Consider the following 20,497-nt stretch of genomic DNA (forward strand, 5'->3'; position numbering starts at 1 on the left):
CTAGCGGCGACTGCCCGCGTACTGCACCGGGATGGCGACGCGCTGCCCCGGAGAAACGAGAGTGCTCGAGAGCTGGTTCACCGAAACGATGTCGGCAATGACGTCGCGAGGGTCGGAGTTCGGAGCTACTCGCTCGGCGATGGTCCAGAGGGACTCGCCGCTCTGCACGGTGGCGTAGCTGAAGTTCGTGTGCGCGCTCGAATCGGTGGCGACGGCCCCTCCACCGTTGAGGGCGAAGACGGCGGCCGCGACGACGAGCGGGATGGACGCGAGAGTGGTCAGAACGACGCGGCCCCGCCGAGTGAGGTGAAGGCGTGTCTTCGCGGGTGCCTGCGGAAGCCGCTGCGTGCTTACGCGCTCGGCACGAAAGCCTGTCACCGATACTGCCATTGCTGTGCTCATTACCCGACCTCCTCGGCCACTTCGCTCTCACCGGCTGTGAGGATATGCGAACGTATGTTCCGAATATATATTCGATTATTCGAAACCGCAAGCAGGAAATTGCTGAGCGAATACGCCGCCGATACCGCGACACACTCGAACACATGTTTGTTTATGCCGTTAACCCGGATACAGTTTCGATTGTCTGGGTATGACTCAATCAGGCACCACCGACATTCGGATTAGCCGGTTGGGGTCTTCACGAAGGGACGGCACGGTGACAAGCGACAATTCAGCGGCGAAAGAGCGAGTCGGCACTCGGCGACGCAAGAGCCTGAGCGCAAAGCAGCTGGCCATCCTCGAGGTCATCCAGCAGTCCGTCGCGTCGCGCGGCTACCCGCCGAGCATGCGTGAGATCGGCGACGCCGTCAGCCTCTCTTCGCTCTCCAGCGTCACGCACCAGCTCAATCAACTGGAGCTCAGCGGCTATCTGCGTCGGGATCCGAACCGCCCGCGTGCCCTTGAGATTCTCATCGACCTGCCGTCGTCATCCGCGACGCCGGACTTCGAGAACACCACGCCCATCGGCGACGCCACCATGGTGCCACTCGTCGGCCGCATTGCCGCGGGCATACCCATCACCGCCGAGCAGCAGATCGACGAGGTCTTTCCGCTCCCTCGCCAGCTGGTCGGCAAGGGCGAGCTCTTCATGCTCAAGGTGGTCGGCGAGTCGATGATCGACGCCGCCATCTGCGATGGTGACTGGGTGGTCGTGCGACAGCAGAACACGGCGGAGAACGGAGACATCGTCGCCGCGATGCTCGACGAGGAGGCCACCGTGAAGGTGTTTCGCCAGCGCGACGGCCACACCTGGCTGCTTCCGCAGAACTCGGCATTCGAGCCGATTCTGGGTGACTACGCCGAGGTGCTCGGCAAGGTCGTCGCCGTCTTGCGGTCACTCTGAGGCCGGAGCGGACTTCGCCTTCGTCGCTCGCCGTTCACCATTCCTGACTTCCCCAGCCAAAGCGACGCTTGACGGGGCAGAATCAGAATGAATGAATCCCAGACAGAGAGGTCTGAAAGCGATGACGAACACCATCAGCACAACGGCGCCCACAACGACGGGCCTGTACATCGGCGGTAAGGAGCGCGCGACCAGTGAGTCGCTTGCTATTCCCGACCCCGCCAAGCCCGGCCTCGTGGTCGGATACGCCGCCGCCGCAAGCCAGGAGGACGTCGCCGACGCCGTCGCGGCGGCAAAGGCCGCGTATCCGGCGTGGTCTGCCTTGTCGGCCACCGAGCGCGCCGCGCAGATGCTCGAGGCCATCACCGGAATCGACGAACTGCGCGACGAGGATGCGGCGATCCTCTCGCAGGAGAACGGCAAGGTGCGCGTTGAGGCATGGATCGACGCACTCGTCTTCGAGCTGCGGTGGAGGCTCGCGCTCGAACTCGCCGACGACGTCGATAACGGCCATGTGCTCTCACCCGCCCCTGGCATCCCAGTCACGACGACCGTGAGCTACCAGTCCCTCGGCGTCGTCACCGCAATAGTGCCGTTCAACTGGCCGATAGCGATTCTCGGTGCCGCCTTGCCACATGCGCTGCTCGCCGGCAACACCGCCATCGTCAAGCCGCCGCCCTCGGCACCGCTTGCCACCGCACGGGTCGTGCAGCGCATCGCCGAGAAGCTTCCTCCGGGCGTGCTCAACCTCGTGACGGGCAAGGATGCCGACATGACCGGTCTGATTCAGAACGAGGACGTGGCAAAGGTGTGCTTCACCGGCAGCGTCGGTGGCGGAAAGCGCATCATGGAGATGGCGTCGAAGTCGCTCACCCGCGTCACGCTGGAACTCGGCGGAAACGATGCCGCTGTGCTGCTCGACGACGCGATACTCGACGACACCCACCTCGATCGGCTATTCGCGGCCATCTACGACACCACCGGGCAGATCTGCATGAACGCCAAGCGGGTCTACGTGCACCGCTCACGGCTCGACGAGGTGGTCGCCGGGCTCTCGGCGCGACTGGAGAAGACGGTGCTCGGGTACGGCCTCGACGAGGGTACGACGATGGGGCCGCTGCACTCCCCCGTGCAGAAGGCCTTCGTGACCGAGATCATCGAGGAGGCGAAGAGCGCGGGCGCGACGGTTCTCGAGTTCGGGGAACTTCCCAGCGGCGACGAGTTCGTCGGCGGAAACTTCGTGCGCCCGGCCATCGTCATCGACCCCGACCCCTCGCTGCGCGTTGTGACCGAGGAGCAGTTCGGCCCGGTGATCCCCATCATCCCCTTCGACACCGAGGAGGAAGCCGTGGCGTTCGCCAACGACAGCTGGGGTGGACTGTGCGGCTCTGTCTGGACGGCGAGCGTCGAGAGCGCGAATCGCGTCGGCTCGCAGCTCGTCTGCGGATACGTCTGGGTGAATGATCACGGCGCGACCCGCCTCGACCTGCGCGCCCCGTTCGGTGGCATGAAGCAGTCGGGATTCGGTCGAGAACAGGGCATCGAGGGCGTTCGAGCCTTTCAGGACACCCGCGCCATAGCCCACCTCGACGCCGAGGCGCTTGCGCAGATGGCTCACTGACGCCGACGGCGCGCGGGGATTGCCCGCCACACACGGGGGTCCGGCGCCAGCCGGGCCCCCTTCTGTGGCGGGTCAGTGTGTTGCGCTGGCGAATGCGGTGAAGACGGACTCGTACTCGGGCATCATCAGGGCACGGATGCGTGTGCCCGCCGCCACGTATTCCGTCTCCAGAACCCGTCCACGCTCGTGCAGCGCCGCCACCAGGTCGCCCCGGTCATAGGGAATCACCACGTCGATCTCGATCGACGGATCGGGAAGCAACCGCGCTATCGCCGCGAGCACGTCATCGACGCCCTCGCCGGTGCGCGCCGAGACGAACACCGCGTTCGGCTCCAGTCCGCGCAAAACCAGGCGGTCGTCATCCGTCACCAGATCGGCCTTGTTGAAGACCACGAGCTCGGGGATGTCGCGGGCACCGACCTCGCCTATGACGTCTCGCACCGTGGTCAGCTGGCTGGCCGGGTCGGGATGGGAGGCGTCGACGACGTGAACGATGAGGTCTGAATCGGCAACCTCTTCAAGCGTGGATCGGAATGCCTCCACCAGTTGGTGGGGCAGATTGCGCACGAAGCCCACGGTGTCGGTGAGCGTGTACAGGCGGCCGTCCGCCGTGACAGACTTGCGCACCGTCGCATCCAGGGTGGCGAAGAGCGCGTTCTCGACGAGCACCCCCGCCTTGGTGATGCGGTTGAGCAGACTCGATTTTCCGGCGTTGGTGTAGCCGGCAATTGCCACGGACGGCACCGCGTTGCGTCGACGGTTGGCCCGTTTCGCCTCACGGGCCGGCTTGAATCCGACGATCTGCTTGCGCAGCTTGGCCATACGGGTGTGGATGCGACGGCGATCGAGCTCGATCTTCGTCTCACCGGGTCCGCGCGATCCCATACCGGCGCCCGCGCCGCCCACCTGGCCACCGGCCTGCCGTGACATCGACTCGCCCCAGCCGCGCAGGCGGGGCAACAGGTATTCGAGTTGCGCGAGTTCGACCTGCGCCTTGCCCTCGCGGCTCTTGGCATGCTGGCTGAAGATATCGAGAATGACAGCTGTGCGGTCGATGACCTTGACCTTGACGACATCCTCAAGCGCACGGCGCTGGCTCGGTGCGAGTTCGGTGTCTGCTATCACGGTGTCGGCCCCGAGCGAGGCGACGAGAGACTGCAGTTCCTGCGCCTTGCCGCGACCGAGATACGTGCTCGGGTCGGGGTGCGGGCGTCGCTGCAACAGGCCGTCGAGCACCACGGCTCCGGCCGTCTCGGCCAGCGCTGCGAGCTCACGCATCGAGTTCTCCGCGTCGGCCTGCGAGCCCTGCGAATACACGCCGATGAGCACGACGTTCTCGAGACGCAGCTGACGGTATTCGACCTCGGTGACGTCTTCGAGTTCCGTCGAGAGCCCGGCGACCCGGCGCAGCGCTGCGCGCTCCTCGCGATCCAACTGCTGACCGTCGTGATCGCCCTCGGGATTCTCGGCCCCTGCATCCCCTTGCAGGGCCTGCGCCCCGGTCGAGAACAGGGAGTAGCCTGATGCGCGCGCCGCGGCGTTCTGTAATACGCGAGCGACGACATCCGTCTCGCTCAGGCTGTCATCACGGCTCTCACCGTCGGCATCTGTGCCGGGCTCGATATCGTTGCCGCCATCGCGGTCACTACTCGTCGTCTTCGTCATTCCCATTAACCCTAGTTGCTTCAAGGTGCGATACGTTTCCTGTATGTCCACGCCAGACCACTACTTCTCAGCCACGCCCGAAAGCGAACTTCGGCTGAAGACGTTCACGGTCACCCTGGCCGGGCGCACCGTGGAACTCACTACCGCGAATGGCATCTTCAGCCCGGAGCGTATCGACTCCGGCACCCAGGTGCTGCTCGCGAACACCCCTGCCGCTCCTCCCGGTGGCAATCTGCTCGATCTCGGCTGCGGTTGGGGGCCGGTCGCCCTCACACTCGCGCTTGAGAGTCCGCATGCCACCATCTGGGCCGTCGACGTCAACGAACGGGCGCTCGACCTGGTGCGGCGTAATGCCCGCACGCTCGGCCTCGACAATGTCAACGCCGTGCTGCCGCAGGATGTTCCCGCCTCGCTCGCGTTCACGACGATCTGGTCGAATCCGCCGATTCGGGTGGGCAAAAACGAGTTGCACAATCTGATGACCAGCTGGCTGCCACGCCTTGAGCCGGGTTCGGATGCCTGGCTCGTCGTGCAGCGCAACCTCGGTTCCGATTCGCTGCATCGCTGGCTGCAGGGCGCCCTGCCGAGTCAGTTCAGCACCATCCGTGCCGCCACCGGCAAGGGGTACCGGGTGCTGCGCGTGCGGCATCGCCTCGACGAGGCGTAGCTCGGGTGACGTTCGGTCGGGTCGGGCTCGGTCGCGTTCAGTCGAGTTCGAGGGCGCCGGTATAGACGAGTTCGGCGGGCCCCGACAGGGAGACGTGCTCACCGTCTTCGGCAGGGAACATCCGTACACCGACGGTGCCGCCCGGCACGTCGACGCGCCACTGATCGGGGGCGGCGCTGCCCGCCCAGTATCGGGTGGCCAGCGCTGCGGCCACGGCACCGGTGCCACAGGAGAGCGTCTCACCGCTACCTCGCTCGTGCACGCGCATCCGAATGCGGCCTATGCCGTCTTTCACCAGCGGATCCCGCGGCACCACGAACTCGACGTTGGCGCCCTCTTCGGGCGACGGTTCGATGATGGGGATGTAGCTCAGGTCGGCGGAATCCAGTTCGGCCTCGTCGGCCAGCGCGACGACGACGTGCGGGTTGCCCACACTGATGCCGAGCCCGGGGCGCGCAACAGGAACCTCGCGGGCGCGCACCAGCGGCTCGCCACCGTCGAGCTTCCATCGCCCGAGGTCCACCTGAAAACCGTTGCGGCCCTGCTGCAGATCGCGCACGCCGCCGCGCGTGCCTATCGCCAGGGTGTCGCCATCGGCGAAGTGCACGAGGCCCTCCGCGAGCAGATAACGGGCGTAGACACGGATGCCGTTTCCACACATCTCCGCGATGCTTCCGTCGGCGTTGTGGTAGTCCATGAACCACTCGGCGGCCGAGTCCTCCTCGAGCGCGGCCGCCCCATCGGGCAGGCTGCGCGAGCGCACGGCGCGGATGATGCCATCGGCCCCGACCCCGAAATGCCTGTCGCAGATATTCGCGATCTGGGTGGGCGTGAGTTCGATCTCACCCTCGGGGTCGGTGAAGAGCACGAAGTCATTGCCGGTGCCGTGGCCCTTGGTGAAGTGCAGGGTGATCGCCATGTGAATCAGTCTAGGGTGGCCGTCGCACGCTCGATGAGAGGGGGCGCGTCCGTCGCATCCGGCTCGGTATCGAGCCACGTGATGCCCGGGTAGCGTTTGAACCAGCTCATTTGGCGTCGAGCGTAGCGCCGGGTGAGTTGCTGCGTCCGCGCTATCGCCTCGGCCTCGCTGAATTCGCCGCGCAGCTGAGCGAGCGCCTGGGCGTAGCCGATGGCGCGGCTCGCGGTAGTGCCATGGTCGATGCCGAGCGGAATCAGCGCAGTGGCCTCGGCGACCAGTCCATCGCGCCACATCCGTTCGACGCGGGCATCCAGACGCGCGGTCAAGCGCTCGCGCGGAGTGCGAAGGCCGATGATGTCGACCGGACGCCACGGCATCGGCCGCTCGGGAAGCGCGCCACCGTGCCCCTCTGCGGCAAGCTCATGCACTTCGAGCGCGCGCACCACCCGCCGCCCGTTCGCCGGATCGACCCGTGCGGCGGTGGCGGGCGCGAACTCACGTAGCCGGGCATGCAGCGTGCCCGGTCCGAGCCGCGCGAGCTCGGTCTCGAGGCGCGCCCGAACGGCGGGGTCGCGCGGCGGGAACGCGAAATCGAAGATCACGGAGGAGACGTACAGCCCGGACCCGCCGACGAGGATCGGAACCGCGTGTCGCTGCAGGATCTGCTCGACGATGTCACGCGCCCTCGGCTGGTACCAGGCGACGCTCGCGTCTTCGGTGACGTCGAGCACATCGAACAGATGATGCGAGATTCCCCGGCGATCACGCTCCGGCACCTTGGCGGTACCGATGTCCATGCCCCGGTAGAACTGCATCGCGTCGGCGTTGACGATCTCCGCGAGCTGCCCGCGGGCACGGATGCGCTCCGCGAGATCGAGAGAGAGCTCGGACTTTCCGGTGCCGGTCGGTCCGACGACCGCGATCAGCGCGGGGCGCCTCTCAGCGTTGGCCATCCGCCGCATCGTAAATGGGTGAGGTGGCCACGCGAAGCGTGGGCAGGCCGAGGGAGACCTTTGCGCCCGGCGCCGACTCGGCGTGGGCGGGCACCGCGCACGACTCGGCCTCGGCACGATCCCAGGCGTCGCCGGCCCGGGTGCGGCGGATGCGCAACGGCGCGCCGTCGCTGGAGTCCGCGATGAGGTGGAACGGCGCGGCCTGGGTGACGGTAACGGTGACCACGTCGCCGGGGCGCGGAATCTCGGAACCGGCCGGCACCTCGAAGTGCACAAGCCTGCTGTCTTCGGCGCGACCGCTCATGCGATGCGTAGCCTCGTCTTTCTTGCCCTCGCCGTTGGCCACGAGCAGCTCAACCTCGCGACCGATGACCTTCTGGTTCTCCAGCCAGGAGATCTCTTCCTGCAGCGCAACGAGTCGCTCGTAACGCTCCTGCACGACCTCCTTCGGCACCTGGTCGGGCATGGTGGCCGCGGGGGTGCCCGGACGCACCGAGTACTGGAAGGTGAAGGCGGAGGCAAAGTTAGCCTCGCGCACGACCCGCAACGTCTCCTGGAAGTCTTCCTCGGTCTCGCCGGGAAAGCCGACGATGATGTCGGTGCTGATCGCCGCCTTCGGAATCTTCTCGCGCACGCGATCGAGAATGCCCAGGAACTTGGTGGAACGGTAGGAGCGACGCATCGACTTGAGGATGCGGTCGGAACCGGACTGCAACGGCATGTGCAGCTGGGGCATCACGGCGGGCGTCTCGGCCATCGCGTCGATGACGTCGTCGGTGAATGCGGCGGGGTGAGGGCTGGTGAAACGGATGCGCTCCAGCCCCTCGATCTGACCGGCGGCGCGCAACAGCTTGCTGAACGCCTGGCGGTCTCCGAACTCGACGCCGTAGGAATTGACGTTCTGACCAAGCAGGGTGACCTCGATGGCCCCATCGTCGACGAGCGCCTGGATCTCGGCCAGGATCTCCCCCGGTCGGCGGTCCTTCTCTTTGCCGCGCAACGACGGCACGATGCAGAAGGTGCAGGTGTTGTTGCACCCCACCGAGATGGAAACCCAGCCGCTGTACGTTGATTCGCGCTTGGTCGGCAGAGTCGAGGGGAACGTCTCGAGAGCGTCGAGGATTTCGATCTGTGCCTCGTGGTTGTGTCGTGCACACTCCAGCAGACTGGGAAGCGAGCCCATGTTGTGCGTGCCGAAAACAACGTCGACCCATGGCGCCTTGTCGAGGATGACGTTTTTGTCCTTCTGGGCGAGACATCCACCCACGGCGATCTGCATTCCCTCATGCCGACGCTTGACGGATGCGAGGTAACCGAGGTTTCCGTACAACTTGTTGTCGGCATTCTCACGCACAGCACAGGTGTTGAGAACCACGACATCGGCTTCACCGTTGACGGCCGGCACATAACCCGCCGCCTCCAGAGAGCCACTGAGCCGCTCGGAGTCGTGAACATTCATCTGACAGCCAAAAGTGCGCACCTCGTAGGTGCGCGCGCGACCGGAAGCATCTTTCGCGGCGTCTGACGGCGCGATGACCGTGCGTTCGATAGTGGGAGTGCTCATGATGCGTCTAGTTTACGTTCGGGTGCCGCTTCTTCGACCATCGAGCGCGAGTCAGCGAAAACGCACACCGGACTTTCGGGTCTCCATCGCCGTCTGGATGGCCGAACGCACGATTGAACTCGCGTAGCCCTTTCGCGCGAGAAAGCCATTCAGCCGACGTTTGGCCGTCTCGTCATCGACCGCGTGAAGCTGAGGCACCCTCTTGAGCGCCAGCTCCGTGGCTCGCACCAGTTCGTCGTCGTCCGCGATCTCGGCGAGAGCCTCCTCGATGATCTCCGGCTCGATGTGTCGACGCTTGAGCTCCTGCGCAATCGCCGAACGGCCCAGGCCCCGCCTGGTGTGCTGCGTGTAGACGAGTGTCACCGCCAGAGCGGCGTCGTCGAGCAGCCCCACGCTCTCGAGGCGATCGAGTTCTGCGGTGGCAAGCGATTCGTCGACACCGCGCTTGTCGAGCACCTGGCCGAGTTCCCATCGCGACATGCCGCGGCGGGCGAGCTGATGCATTGAGACGTTGGACGCCCGGCTCGTGGCCCTGGCCGATGCTCCGCCCTCGCCCTGCTGCCCGCGTGCGTTCCTGGGCCCATCCTCGGGCTCGCGGTCGGATTCGATGTCGCGCTCCTGGAACGTGCCCGGATGGACGCCCGGCAGATAGCTGACCTTGGCAAGCCGACCGCTGTCATCCGCGGATGACCCGCCCGTGGCGGAAGGAAAATGAACCATCGCTCGGAACTCCCGGCTGCGACTCGGCTCGCCCGCAGGCGAGCTAGGCGCCCTTACGCGCGGCGAGCTTGTCGGAGATGGAGTCGACGTTCGTCGGCTCGGCCTCGACCGCCGGTGCATTCGGATCGGCCACAAGACCCAACTTGATCTTGATCTTCTGCTCGATCTCGGCGGCAATATCGGGGTTCGCGATCAGGAAGTTGCGCGAGTTCTCCTTGCCCTGGCCCAACTGGTCACCCTCGTAGGTGTACCACGCGCCGGACTTCTTGACGATGGTGTGCTCTACGCCAAAGTCGATCAGGCTGCCCTCGCGGGAAATTCCCACGCCATAGAGAATGTCGAACTCGGCCTGCTTGAACGGCGGCGCCATCTTGTTCTTGACGACCTTGACCCGGGTGCGGTTACCCACGGCATCCGTGCCGTCTTTGAGCGTTTCGATGCGGCGGATGTCGAGACGCACCGAGGCGTAGAACTTGAGCGCCTTGCCGCCGGCGGTGGTCTCGGGGCTGCCGAAGAAGACGCCGATCTTCTCGCGAAGCTGGTTGATGAAGATCATGGTCGTGTTGGTCTGGCTGAGCCCACCGGTGAGCTTGCGCAGTGCCTGTGACATGAGCCGGGCCTGCAGGCCAACGTGGGAGTCACCCATCTCGCCCTCGATCTCGGCGCGGGGAACGAGAGCCGCGACGGAGTCGATGACGATGAGGTCGATCGAGCCACTGCGCACGAGCATGTCGGCGATCTCGAGAGCCTGCTCCCCCGTGTCAGGCTGAGAAACCAGCAGGCCGTCGATGTCGACACCAAGCTTTCTGGCGTATTCCGGGTCGAGAGCGTGCTCGGCGTCGATGAACGCGGCGATTCCGCCTGCGCGCTGCGCATTGGCGATGGCGTGCAGCGTGAGGGTGGTCTTACCCGACGATTCCGGGCCGTAGATCTCGACGATGCGACCGCGGGGCAGGCCGCCTATTCCGAGCGCGACATCGAGCGCGACCGAACCGGTCGGGATGACCTCGACGGGTGCGCGCTCGTCGCTGCCGAGGCGCATGACGGAGCCCTTGCCGAACTGGCGATCGATGGTGGCGAGCGCAGCCTCAAGGGCTTTCTCGCGATCGGCTGGTGATGGCATTTCGTCTCTCTCCTTCTGGGGCTTCACTGACGAAACCGACTGTACGCCGGAGCTCCGACATTGCCTCGGGGACCCCCGGGAACGGTGGAGAACTCGCCGTACTGTGCTGCTGTGGACGAGCCTAGCAATATTCGAATGCATCTTCGATACTCATCGACACGGCGTGTCGTACATTCGTGCGGATCGCAGCATGCGGATGCCCCCGGCATCCGTCGGGCGACGCCTCAGTTCGCGGGTTTCGGCGCCGGCTTGCCCGCTCCGTACCATCGCGATCGGGGCACATCCGTTGCGGCGCAGAGGGCCAGCCAGACCTCGCGCGTGGGAGTTCCGTCGGCCAGCGCGGCATCGGCCGTGCGCTGGTCGAGGCTTGAGAGCACGAGGTCGTGGGTGAGGACCGCACCATAGGCGGCACCGAACTCGTCTGCGATGGCCTGGTGAAATTCGCTGAGTCGCATGGGTACACCTTAAACGTTGGGACGGCTGATTTCGAGACGACCGCGGACGACCTCCTCAGCCAGCGGGAGGGATGAGCAGACACACGAAGGGCGCCCCCTGCGGGGACGCCCTTCGACAAGGAACCTGTTAGCGCGAAACGAGATCCGCGTCCATAGCGGCCACGAACTCGTCGGGTACGGTGTCCGGAATCAGGGGATCGATACCCTCGATCACGGCCAGACGATCTCCGACCTCGCGCATGATCACCGAGATCGGTGTGCCGAGCGCGTCGGCGACCGAAGCGAGAATCTCGCTCGATGCTTCCTTCTGGCCGCGTTCGACCTCACTGAGGTAGCCGAGCGCGACGCTGGCCTTGCTGGCAACTTGCCTCAGGGTGCGCCCCTTTTGCAGGCGGAAGTCCCTGAGTACGTCGCCGATTTCCTGACGTACGAGAATCATTGGAGCCTCCCTTTCTTACCTGCCATACGTTCCAACAAACTGTGGTGGATGCCCAACACTACACGCATCCAATACAGCAACTGTAGCCGTGATGACTGGACTTATCTTGTGAACCTGACAGCTGTAACTGCACCGTGACGTTCGCTATTCCCGAGCCTCGGCCACAAGTTCGGCGATGGCCCGTTCAACCACCTGCGCACGAATCTCGGCGCGGCTTCCCGACAGCTCGAGCGCGACGACCCGCGTTCCCACGGCCGAGGAAATTCCCAAGAAGACCGTGCCAGGAAGCCTGCCGCCCTGCGAGGAGGGCCCCGCCACGCCTGTGGTGGAGACGCCGATGCCTGCCGGGCGACCAGAGACCCGCAGCCGCTCTCGAACGCCATCGGCGAGCTGTGCCGCGACATCCGGGTGCACGGGGCCCTCGATCTCGAGCAGGTTCACGTCGACGCCCACGAGTGTGTGCTTGAGTTCGGTGGCGTAGACGACAACGCCACCGAGCACAACGGCGGATGCTCCGGCGGGCCTGGTCAGTTCGGCCGCGAGTGCCCCTCCGGTGAGGGACTCGGCCACCGCGACAGTGATCCCGCGCGCGGCGAGGGAGGCGATGAGCGCCGCCGTGGCGTCAGCAACCCCGGTCTCCTGGACCGGCTCAGCCACGGCCTGCTCGATGCGTCTTCCACCAGTGCCGCAGATAGTCGAGACCCGTCACGACGGTGAGGATGAGCGCGATGGTCATGAGGATGCCGTCGACCCAGTAGATCCACGGGCGAAGGAAATCGAAGACCCACAGCGGCACGAGCGCGAAGGAGATGGCGAAAGACTGGAAGAGGGTCTTCAGTTTGCCGCCACGCGAGGCCGCGATAACTCCCTCGCTGATGACCACGAAGCGGAATACGGTGATTCCCCACTCGCGAACGAGGATGACGATGGTCACCCACCACGGCAGTTCCCCAAGGATGGACAGCGCGACCAGCGCGCCGCCCGTGAGGATCTTGTCGGCGATCGGATCGAGCAGCTTGCCCAGATCGGTGACGAGACCGTAGCGGCGGGCTATCGCCCCGTCGAGGCCGTCGGTGGCGATACCGATGATGAACAGTGCCGCCGCCACCCACCGCAGGACACCGTCGTGTCCGTTGTCTGCCAGCAGCATCCACATGAATACCGGAGCGAAGAGGATGCGCACCACGGTGATGAAATTCGGTACATTCCAGTTGCTCGGCGGAAGGCTGGCCGCGCCGGAGTCTGCGTGATCGGCACCGCTATCGGCTCGGCCGCCACGGTCGTCGGGGAGCGACATCACGGTTACTCCCTGTCGGTCAGCTGCCAGGCATCCTCGTCTGAGGGGCCGTCCTCCTCAGGATATCCCGCGCTCTGTGCCGCCACCGGATCCTCCCCGTAGCGGTCGTCGACGGGCATGGCCGAAGGCCCTGTCGGGCCGCTCGGTCGCGGCGCCTGCGCCGAGGCGCCGCCGTCGTCACCGCGCAGTCGGGCCAGCACGCTGGGCAGCTGTTCCACCGTGACGAGCACGTCGCGGGCCTTGGAACCCTCGGACGGCCCCACGATTTCGCGTGACTCGAGCAGATCCATGAGGCGGCCGGCCTTGGCGAATCCCACACGCAGCTTGCGCTGCAGCATCGACGTGGAGCCGAACTGGGTGGAGACCACGAGCTCTGCCGCCGCGAGCAGCAGTTCGAGATCGTCGCCGATGTCGGCATCGATCTGCTTGTGCTCGACCGCCGCCGCGACATCCTGCCGGTACTCGGGCCGGGCCTGCCTGGTGACGTGCTCGACGACTCGTGCGATCTCGGCTTCGTTGACCCAGGCACCCTGCACCCGAATCGACTTGGATGCCCCCATCGGAAGGAAGAGTGCGTCTCCCTGGCCTATCAGCTTGTCCGCGCCCGGCTGGTCGAGGATGACGCGCGAATCGGTGACGCTGGTCACCGCGAACGCGAGCCGCGACGGCACATTGGCCTTGATCAGGCCGGTCACCACATCGACCGACGGCCGCTGCGTGGCCAGCACCAGGTGAATACCGGATGCGCGTGCCAGCTGCGTGATGCGCACGATCGAGTCCTCGACATCCCGCGGCGCGACCATCATGAGGTCGGCGAGCTCGTCGACGACGACGAGCAGATATGGGTATGGCTTGAGTTTGCGCTCGCTACCTTGCGGCAGCACAATCTCGTTGTTCACCACCGCCTTGTTGAAGTCGTCGATGTGACGAAAGCCGAAGCTCGCCAGATCGTCGTAGCGCATGTCCATCTCTTTGACGACCCACTGCAGCGCCTCGGCCGCCTTCTTGGGGTTCGTGATGATGGGCGTGATGAGGTGCGGAACACCCGCGTAGATCGACAGCTCGACGCGCTTCGGATCGACGAGCACCATGCGCACATCTGCGGGCTTCGCGTGCATGAGCAGGCTCGTGATCATGGAGTTCACGAAGCTCGACTTGCCCGAACCGGTGGAACCGGCCACGAGCAGGTGTGGCATCTTGGCCAGATTGGCCACCACGTAGCCGCCGCCGACGTCTTTGCCGACACCGATGGTCATGGGGTGCGTGCTGTTGGTGGCCGCGGCCGATCGCAACACGTCACCGAGCGAGACGATCTCCCGGTCGGAATTCGGAATCTCGATGCCGATCGCGCTCTTGCCAGGGATAGGCGAGAGAATGCGCACCTCATTGCTGGCCACGGCATACGACAGGTTCTTGCTGAGCGCGGTGACACGCTCCACCTTCACGCCAGGGCCGAGCTCCACCTCGTACTGGGTCACCGTGGGGCCGCGGGAGAAGCCGACGACCTTGGCGTCCACCTTGAACTGCTTCAGCACATCTGTGATGGAGGCGACGACCTCATCGTTGGCCGCCGAACGGGTCTTCGCCGGTGTGCCCGCCGAGAGAGTGGATGCCGACGGCAACTGGTACGGCACGTCCGGTGCCGGTGTCGGCGGCAGGGCCGAGCGTTCGGCGAAGTCTGCCTCGTCGAAGTCGGCACCGGCATCCGCCCCGAAGCCGGGAAGAACCTCTGTGGCGCCCTCTGAGCCATCACCGCGCAGGCCTGTTGCGTGCGGCACGCCCGGCACCTCGCCGGTGAAGCGCTTGACCGCCTCCTCCGCGTGGCGCAGATCGGTGAGCACCTCGGTGGCATAGTGGTCTGCCGCGGGATCGGGTGCCGGCTCGATGGCCGAGTCGAACTCACCGTTGGGCTGGCCGGATGCGCCGAGAATCTCCGTGAAGGAGTCCACGATGACCGGGCTGTCGTACGCCGGATCTTCTTCGCGCTGGCTCTTGTTGCGCCGCCACCACGGCAACGTTCCGTCGCCGCCTTCGGCATCGTCGGCGTCGTCGATGCCCTCGAGTTCAATCTGCGCGGTCTTGGAAGCCTTCGCCGTCTGCCGCTCCTCCTCGGTGGGCAACTGCGCACCGAAGAGATAGGCATAGAGCTCACGGGCGCGCGCGCCGAGCTTGTTCGGCGGTGTCTTCGTGATGATGAACAGGCTCAGCACGAGCAGGGCAATCACCACGATGGTGGCCCCAATGGGCGTGATGAGGGCCATGAGGGGTGCCGCGATCATCCATCCGATGATGCCGCCGGCACGTGCGAGCGTCTCCATGCCCGCACTCGGCTGCGGATGCCCGCTGAAGATGTGGCAGAGCCCGGAGATGGTGACGAGCAGCAGCAGCAGCCCGATGCCGATGCGGGTGTTGTCATGCACCGAGCTCGGGCGGCGAAAGAGCCAGACGGCGAAAATCAGCATGATCACGGGAAGGGCGAAGGCGACGCGGCCGAAAAGACCGCCGAATGTCCACGCGTCAAGGGTTTGAGCGACCGGGGCGTTGATGAAGAACCACTCGACGACCGCGCCGGCTATGGCGAGCAGCACGATGAAGAACGGCAGGCCGTCCCGGCGCTCTTCTTTGGCAAGCTTTTCAGGGCCGAGTGCACGAGCCGCGCCGCCGGTGAGGTGGGCGAGGCCCATCCAGAGCCGCGCGAACGCGTTGGGCCGGGCGTCCGCCGCAGGATACTTCACGGTCTTCTGGGCCGAGGTTTTCGCCGCAGGCTTGCGCGCGGCAGTTCCCCCGCGCGTCGAAGACCCCCGGGCGCGCGAGGTCGACTTGGTGCTCGTAGCCATGGGATCAACGGTACTTGGATGTGCCGACAATGCCCGGGAACCCGGCGGGGGTGTCTGCTCGCGAGCGGACACGCGGGGTTTGCGCCGTTGTGCGTGGGGCACGCCTCCCGCGCAACGGCGCAACTCCCGCGCAGACGGGGATATTGCGGCTTACGCCTCGATGACGAGGGGCACGATCATGGGACGGCGTCGGTAGCTCGTCGAGACCCAGCGGCCGACCGTGCGGCGCACGACCTGGGAGAGGGCGTGCGGGTCGCGCACGCCGTTCTGGGCCGCCTCCGTGAGCGCCGCGGCGATCTTCGGCTTGACCGCGTCGAAGATCTTGTCGTCTTCGGCGAAGCCCTTGGCGTGAATCTCCGGACCGGTGATGATGCGACCGGTCGCGGCCTCCACCACGACGATGATGGAGATGAAGCCCTCCTCGCCGAGGATCCTGCGGTCCTTGAGGTCGGCATCCGTGATCTCGCCCACACTGGAGCCATCGACGTACACGAAGCCCAGGTCGAGCTGGCCGACCACGCGCGCTACCCCGTTCTTGAGGTCGATGACGCTGCCGTCCTCGGCCAGGATCGTGTTCTCCACCGGAACGCCCGTGTCTTGCGCGAGCTTGGCGTTGGCGTACAGGTGACGGTACTCGCCGTGCACCGGCAGCACGTTCTTGGGCTTGAGGATGTTGTAGCAGTAGAGCAGTTCCCCCGCTGCCGCGTGACCGGAGACGTGCACCTTGGCGTTTCCCTTGTGCACGACGGTGGCGCCGAGCTTGGTGAGGCCGTCGATGACGCGGTAGACGGCGTTCTCGTTGCCGGGAATGAGACTGGATGCGAGGATCACCGTGTCGCCCTGGCCCACTTCGATCTGGTGGTCCAGGTTCGCCATGCGCGCGAGCACGGCCATCGGTTCGCCCTGCGAGCCGGTGGACATGTAGACGATCTTGTTGTCCGGAATGTCCCCGGCCTTCTTGAAGTCGATCAGCACGCCCTCGGGAACCTTGAGGTAGCCGAGATCGGCGGCGATGCCCATGTTGCGCACCATCGAGCGGCCGAGCATGGCGACGCGACGGCCGTTGGCGTGTGCGGCGTCGAGCACCTGCTGCACGCGGTGCACGTGACTGGAGAAGCTCGCAACTATCACCCGGCGCGGGGCACGGGCTATGACGTTGTCGAGCACGGGGCCGATCGAGCGCTCGAGCGGCGTGAAGCCGGGCACATCTGCGTTGGTGGAGTCGACCATGAAGAGATCGACACCCTTCTCGCCGAGCCGTGCGAAGGCGCGCAGGTCGGTGAGCCGGTCGTCGAGCGGCAGCTGGTCCATCTTGAAGTCACCGGTGTGCAGCACGACGCCGGCATCCGTCGTGATGGCGACAGCGAGGGCATCCGGAATCGAGTGGTTGACGGCCACGAACTCGAGGTCGAAGGGGCCGAGCTTCTCGTGCTGGCCCTCCTTGACGGTGAGGCTGTACGGCTGGATGCGATGCTCCTTGAGCTTCGCCTCCACGAGCGCCAGCGTGAGGCCCGAACCGATGAGCGGGATGTCCGCGCGCAGCTTGAGCAGGTACGGTACCGCGCCGATGTGGTCTTCGTGACCGTGCGTGAGCACGACGCCCACGACGTCGTCGAGGCGGTCGCGCACGGGGGCGAAGTCGGGCAGGATCAGGTCGACCCCCGGCTGGTTCTCCTCGGGGAAGAGCACGCCGCAGTCGACGATGAGGATCTTGCCGTCGATCTCGAACACGGTCATGTTGCGACCGATCTCGCCCAAACCCCCGGTCGGAATGATGCGGAGCGTTCCCGGCTGAAGCGGGATGGGATCGGATACGAGATTGGGCATAGGCCCCCCTGACGTGGTTGTGTTGCGTGTGGAGTTGTTGCGTGCGCTTAGCGCGTTGTACCGGCCACCTTGGGAAGCGCCCCGCCTGCTGCGGCGTTGCGGTCCGGGCGGAAGTTACTGAAGTCGAGACCGGGGATGTTCGTTACCAGGGCGATCTCGTCTTCGATCTCTGCGGCCTCCCACTCCTCGGGGCCCACGAGCGGCAGTCGTACCCGCGGGCTGGAGATGCGGCCGAGGCCATGCAGAACGTATTTGGCGGCGACGGTGCCGGGAACATGGGTCATGATGGCGCGCACGAGCGGCTCCAGCATCTTGTGTGCCGCCGTGGCGGTGGTGAGGTCGCCGGCGTTGACGGCGTCGATCATCTGCCGATACGGTCGGGCCGCGATGTTGTTGGTGACGCCGATGAGACCCGTCGCACCTATTGCGAGATGCGGCAGCACGTTCGTGTCGTCGCCGGAGAAGTAGAGCAGATCGGTCTGGTTGAGCACGCGGCTCACCTGGCTGAAGTCGCCCTTGGCGTCCTTGATGGCGAGAATGTTGGGGTGCTTGGCCGCACGAAGGATCGTCTCGTACGCGATGGGCACACCCGTGCGACCGGGGATGTCGTAGAGGATGACGGGCAGATCCGTGGCATCCGCGATCATGCGAAAGTGCGTGAGCAGGCCCGCCTGGGTGGGCTTGTTGTAGTACGGGGTCACGACGAGATTGCCGTCTGCGCCGGCCTTCGCGCTCTGCTTGGCGAGCTGCATGGCGTGCGCCGTCTCGTTGGAACCGCCACCCGTGATGATCTTGGCGCGGCCGGCGGCGACATCCTTGCCCACCTCGACGAGCCTGATCTTCTCGGCGTCGGTGAGGGTGGATGTCTCCCCCGTCGTTCCCGAGATGACGATGCCGTCTGCGCCGTCGGTGATCACGTCGTCCATGTGTTTCTCGACGGCGGCCCAGTCGACCTCTCCATCGGCGGTGAACGGAGTCACCAGCGCGACGAGCACCTGACCGAAGGGATTCTCGACTGTAGACACGAGATACAGGCTACCGGCTGCACACGCAGCACCGCACCCCGGCCGTTGCATCCGGCGTCAGTTGGACCGCTTGGACCGCTTGGTATTCACCGAATTGCGGATGCCGGACCAGACTCGCCGACTACGCGCGCCCTCAGCGGCGTGTCTCGGCGCGCATCCGCCGCCCCGCGAAGGATTCGTGCGCGCCGGCGGCCAGCTTCGCCAGAATCGCGTCTTCGACGAGGTCCCATTCGTAGAGCACCAGTGCATAGTCGAAGCGGAGGGTCTCGTAGCCAAGGGCCGCCGCGAGGGCATCGCGGCGAAGATCCTTGTGCCTTTTCGACGCTCCATCGTGATTGTCTTTGCCGTCGAGTTCGATGATCAGTCGATCACCGATGACGAGATCGACCACACCGACTCCGGGCACCTGCACCTGGCCTTCAACGGTGATCCCCAGACGGAAGAGCCGAAATCGCGTGATCGATTCCAGCCCGCTGTCGGCCGTGGAGCGGGCGAGCATGAAGAGACGGTCGAACGATAACGGCAGAGACTTCCTCAGCGCGGCTCGGTCCGATTTCGTGAGTGCGCCGAGTCGCAACGCGGATTCATACGCGACGAAGAAAGGCTCTTCCCCAAGACAGAAGGCGAGTTGCACCAATGCGTGAACCACATCGACCCTTATGCGGTCGCAAACCTGCCCGGCATTCGCGTCCCAATGCGCCACACAATCGCAGGCGACGTGCGGATGCTCGTGCCCGGTGGCAGACATCCAGACATGCGTGCCTTCGTATGGCATCACCCACAGTCCGGCTTCGGCCGCAGCCGACACGCAAGCGAGAACCCCTCCGTGAGCGAGCGCTTGGCGCGCCTGAGGTGAGAGCCGCGACGGGAGCGCGTAGAGTCCAGGCCGCACGCGGTCGATCACCCCGCTGCGCGTAGCGACCCTGAGCGAATAAGCGCTGACCCCGAGTCGAGCAAGCTCGGCGGAGCGAGCCACCCCGTCCAGGGATGAGAACAAGGCCGCAACATCCGCGGGTTTCATCATTCGCCCAGTGTCGCGATGACCCCAGCCTTTACTGCGTGGGGAGGGCAAATCTGTGGACAACGCGAGACAGCGCACGCTTGTGGAGAAGTGTCGGGCGCTCCAATTCGGCTCCGCCGACGATCGTCAATTTCGCTGATCGGCGGATGCTACGGACGCCTCACCGAGGACCAACGCATCAACTCGGGGTGTCGGCGGCGCTCTCCGCCATTCGGTGAAGAAACAGGCCGGCGAGACGCGCTGGCGGCTACGGGGCGACGCGGCCGTTCGCGTCGAAGGCGGCGTGAGTGAGCGGCATCAGGCCGGCCCAGAGTGTCTCCATCTTCTCGGCGCACATCTCGATCTCGCGCTGCGGGAACGACGGGAAGTGGCTGTCGTCACGGCGCGTGCGCAGGGAGAGGAAGTTCATGAGTGAGCGTGCGTTCATCGTGACGTACATCGACGAGTACAGGTTGAGCGGCAGCACGATGCGGGCGACCTCGCGCGCAACGCCGGCCTGCAGCATGCGCTGATACGCCTCGAAGGCGTGCCGGGAGACATCCATGGTCTGCTGGTCGACGAGGGCCGCCTGTTCCGCCGTTCCCGGCAGAAACTCGTAGGCACCCGGCTTGCCAGTCTGCACGAGGTTGCGGTCGGACGCCGGCACATAGAACACGGGATTCATCTCGCGGTAGCGGCCCGACTCCTCGTTGTACGAAGCGATGCGGTGCCGCATGAACTCACGGAAGACGAAGATCGGCGCCTGCACATAGAACGTCATGGAGTTGTGCTCGAACGGGGAGCCGTGCCTGTCGCGCATCAGATAGTTGATGAGCCCGCGGCTGCGCGCGTCGTCGGCGTCGGTCTCGGTGCCATCGAGACGGCTCGTCTCGAGGCTCTGCTCGCCCTGCGTCGAGACCCGCGCGGCGAACAGCACATCCGCATCGCTCGCGCTGGAGCGCACGAGCTCAACGGTCATCTCGGAGCGGAATTCGATCTCAGGCACGAGCTTCACCCTAGCGCCCGCACCCTGTCATGCC

Annotated in this window: 19 protein-coding genes and 1 pseudogene; 3 read left to right on the forward strand and 17 right to left on the reverse strand. The window is 65.5% G+C overall.

Features of this window, described 5'->3' with window-relative positions; translation table 11 throughout:
* Positions 1 to 402 carry a LysM peptidoglycan-binding domain-containing protein gene (locus ASC63_RS14950; protein WP_082487905.1) on the reverse strand — a complete coding sequence of 134 codons (402 nt, stop codon included), beginning with the start codon at positions 400 to 402 and terminating at the stop codon, positions 1 to 3.
* A gap of 256 nt (positions 403 to 658) precedes the next feature.
* Between ASC63_RS14950 and lexA the strand changes: the two genes are divergently transcribed.
* Together lexA and ASC63_RS14960 are read left to right on the forward strand one after the other, a co-directional pair.
* Positions 659 to 1,345 (forward strand): transcriptional repressor LexA, encoded by a 687-nt coding sequence (lexA, locus tag ASC63_RS14955; RefSeq protein WP_055816129.1) that lies wholly within the window; start codon positions 659 to 661, stop codon positions 1,343 to 1,345.
* Between the two features lie 121 nt (positions 1,346 to 1,466).
* A complete protein-coding gene (locus ASC63_RS14960) occupies positions 1,467 to 2,966 on the forward strand; it encodes an aldehyde dehydrogenase family protein (protein ID WP_055816132.1) in 1,500 nt (499 codons plus the stop codon).
* A 72-nt stretch (positions 2,967 to 3,038) separates the two neighbouring features.
* Here ASC63_RS14960 and hflX read toward each other — a convergent pair whose 3' ends face one another.
* Positions 3,039 to 4,631 carry a GTPase HflX gene (gene hflX, locus ASC63_RS14965; protein ID WP_082487907.1) on the reverse strand — a complete coding sequence of 531 codons (1,593 nt, stop codon included), beginning with the start codon at positions 4,629 to 4,631 and terminating at the stop codon, positions 3,039 to 3,041.
* Positions 4,632 to 4,674: 43 nt separating this feature from the next.
* Here hflX and ASC63_RS14970 point away from each other — a divergent pair, with 43 nt between their 5' ends.
* The gene (locus ASC63_RS14970; protein WP_055816135.1) at positions 4,675 to 5,298 is read left to right on the forward strand and encodes a class I SAM-dependent methyltransferase; all 624 of its coding nucleotides are present in this window, start codon (positions 4,675 to 4,677) and stop codon (positions 5,296 to 5,298) included.
* 37 nt (positions 5,299 to 5,335) lie between these two features.
* Here ASC63_RS14970 and dapF read toward each other — a convergent pair whose 3' ends face one another.
* From dapF to thyX, 15 genes and pseudogenes are all read right to left on the reverse strand, one after another.
* Entirely contained in the window at positions 5,336 to 6,217 is an 882-nt protein-coding gene (dapF, locus tag ASC63_RS14975) for a diaminopimelate epimerase (protein WP_055816138.1), read from the reverse strand.
* Positions 6,218 to 6,222: 5 nt separating this feature from the next.
* The gene (miaA, locus tag ASC63_RS14980) at positions 6,223 to 7,170 is read right to left on the reverse strand and encodes a tRNA (adenosine(37)-N6)-dimethylallyltransferase MiaA (RefSeq protein ID WP_055816141.1); all 948 of its coding nucleotides are present in this window, start codon (positions 7,168 to 7,170) and stop codon (positions 6,223 to 6,225) included.
* Positions 7,157 to 8,734: a tRNA (N6-isopentenyl adenosine(37)-C2)-methylthiotransferase MiaB gene (miaB, locus tag ASC63_RS14985; RefSeq protein WP_055816144.1), complete on the reverse strand. Its 1,578-nt coding sequence runs from the start codon at positions 8,732 to 8,734 to the stop codon at positions 7,157 to 7,159. The genes miaA and miaB overlap by 14 nt, the downstream gene beginning before the upstream one ends.
* Before the next feature lie 51 nt (positions 8,735 to 8,785).
* A complete protein-coding gene (locus ASC63_RS14990; RefSeq protein WP_055816147.1) occupies positions 8,786 to 9,454 on the reverse strand; it encodes a regulatory protein RecX in 669 nt (222 codons plus the stop codon).
* Between the two features lie 43 nt (positions 9,455 to 9,497).
* Positions 9,498 to 10,577, reverse strand: coding sequence for a recombinase RecA (recA, locus tag ASC63_RS14995; protein WP_055816150.1), 1,080 nt, complete (start codon positions 10,575 to 10,577; stop codon positions 9,498 to 9,500).
* Between the two features lie 224 nt (positions 10,578 to 10,801).
* Complete coding sequence (locus tag ASC63_RS15000; protein WP_055816153.1) at positions 10,802 to 11,032, reverse strand: DUF3046 domain-containing protein; 231 nt, start codon at positions 11,030 to 11,032, stop codon at positions 10,802 to 10,804.
* Between the two features lie 127 nt (positions 11,033 to 11,159).
* A complete protein-coding gene (locus ASC63_RS15005) occupies positions 11,160 to 11,471 on the reverse strand; it encodes a helix-turn-helix domain-containing protein (RefSeq protein WP_055816156.1) in 312 nt (103 codons plus the stop codon).
* Positions 11,472 to 11,615: 144 nt separating this feature from the next.
* Positions 11,616 to 12,128 (reverse strand): CinA family protein, encoded by a 513-nt coding sequence (locus tag ASC63_RS15010; RefSeq protein WP_055816159.1) that lies wholly within the window; start codon positions 12,126 to 12,128, stop codon positions 11,616 to 11,618.
* The gene (pgsA, locus tag ASC63_RS15015) at positions 12,121 to 12,768 is read right to left on the reverse strand and encodes a CDP-diacylglycerol--glycerol-3-phosphate 3-phosphatidyltransferase (protein ID WP_055816162.1); all 648 of its coding nucleotides are present in this window, start codon (positions 12,766 to 12,768) and stop codon (positions 12,121 to 12,123) included. The genes ASC63_RS15010 and pgsA overlap by 8 nt, the downstream gene beginning before the upstream one ends.
* 5 nt (positions 12,769 to 12,773) lie before the next feature.
* Positions 12,774 to 15,605 carry an FtsK/SpoIIIE family DNA translocase gene (locus ASC63_RS15020; protein WP_055816165.1) on the reverse strand — a complete coding sequence of 944 codons (2,832 nt, stop codon included), beginning with the start codon at positions 15,603 to 15,605 and terminating at the stop codon, positions 12,774 to 12,776.
* 150 nt (positions 15,606 to 15,755) lie between these two features.
* Complete coding sequence (locus tag ASC63_RS15025; RefSeq protein ID WP_055816168.1) at positions 15,756 to 17,432, reverse strand: ribonuclease J; 1,677 nt, start codon at positions 17,430 to 17,432, stop codon at positions 15,756 to 15,758.
* A 47-nt stretch (positions 17,433 to 17,479) separates the two neighbouring features.
* A complete protein-coding gene (dapA, locus tag ASC63_RS15030; protein WP_055816173.1) occupies positions 17,480 to 18,457 on the reverse strand; it encodes a 4-hydroxy-tetrahydrodipicolinate synthase in 978 nt (325 codons plus the stop codon).
* 133 nt (positions 18,458 to 18,590) lie between these two features.
* Positions 18,591 to 18,956 carry a DUF559 domain-containing protein gene (locus ASC63_RS16715; protein ID WP_235492358.1) on the reverse strand — a complete coding sequence of 122 codons (366 nt, stop codon included), beginning with the start codon at positions 18,954 to 18,956 and terminating at the stop codon, positions 18,591 to 18,593.
* Between the two features lie 378 nt (positions 18,957 to 19,334).
* Positions 19,335 to 19,481, reverse strand: a pseudogene (locus tag ASC63_RS16875) (type IV toxin-antitoxin system AbiEi family antitoxin domain-containing protein); the annotation flags it as partial.
* Between the two features lie 244 nt (positions 19,482 to 19,725).
* Positions 19,726 to 20,436, reverse strand: a complete 711-nt coding sequence (thyX, locus tag ASC63_RS15040; protein WP_235492378.1) for an FAD-dependent thymidylate synthase — start codon at positions 20,434 to 20,436, stop codon at positions 19,726 to 19,728.
* Between the last annotated feature and the right edge of the window lie 61 nt (positions 20,437 to 20,497).

This window comes from Leifsonia sp. Root112D2, from assembly GCF_001424905.1.
GTDB lineage: Bacteria > Actinomycetota > Actinomycetes > Actinomycetales > Microbacteriaceae > Root112D2.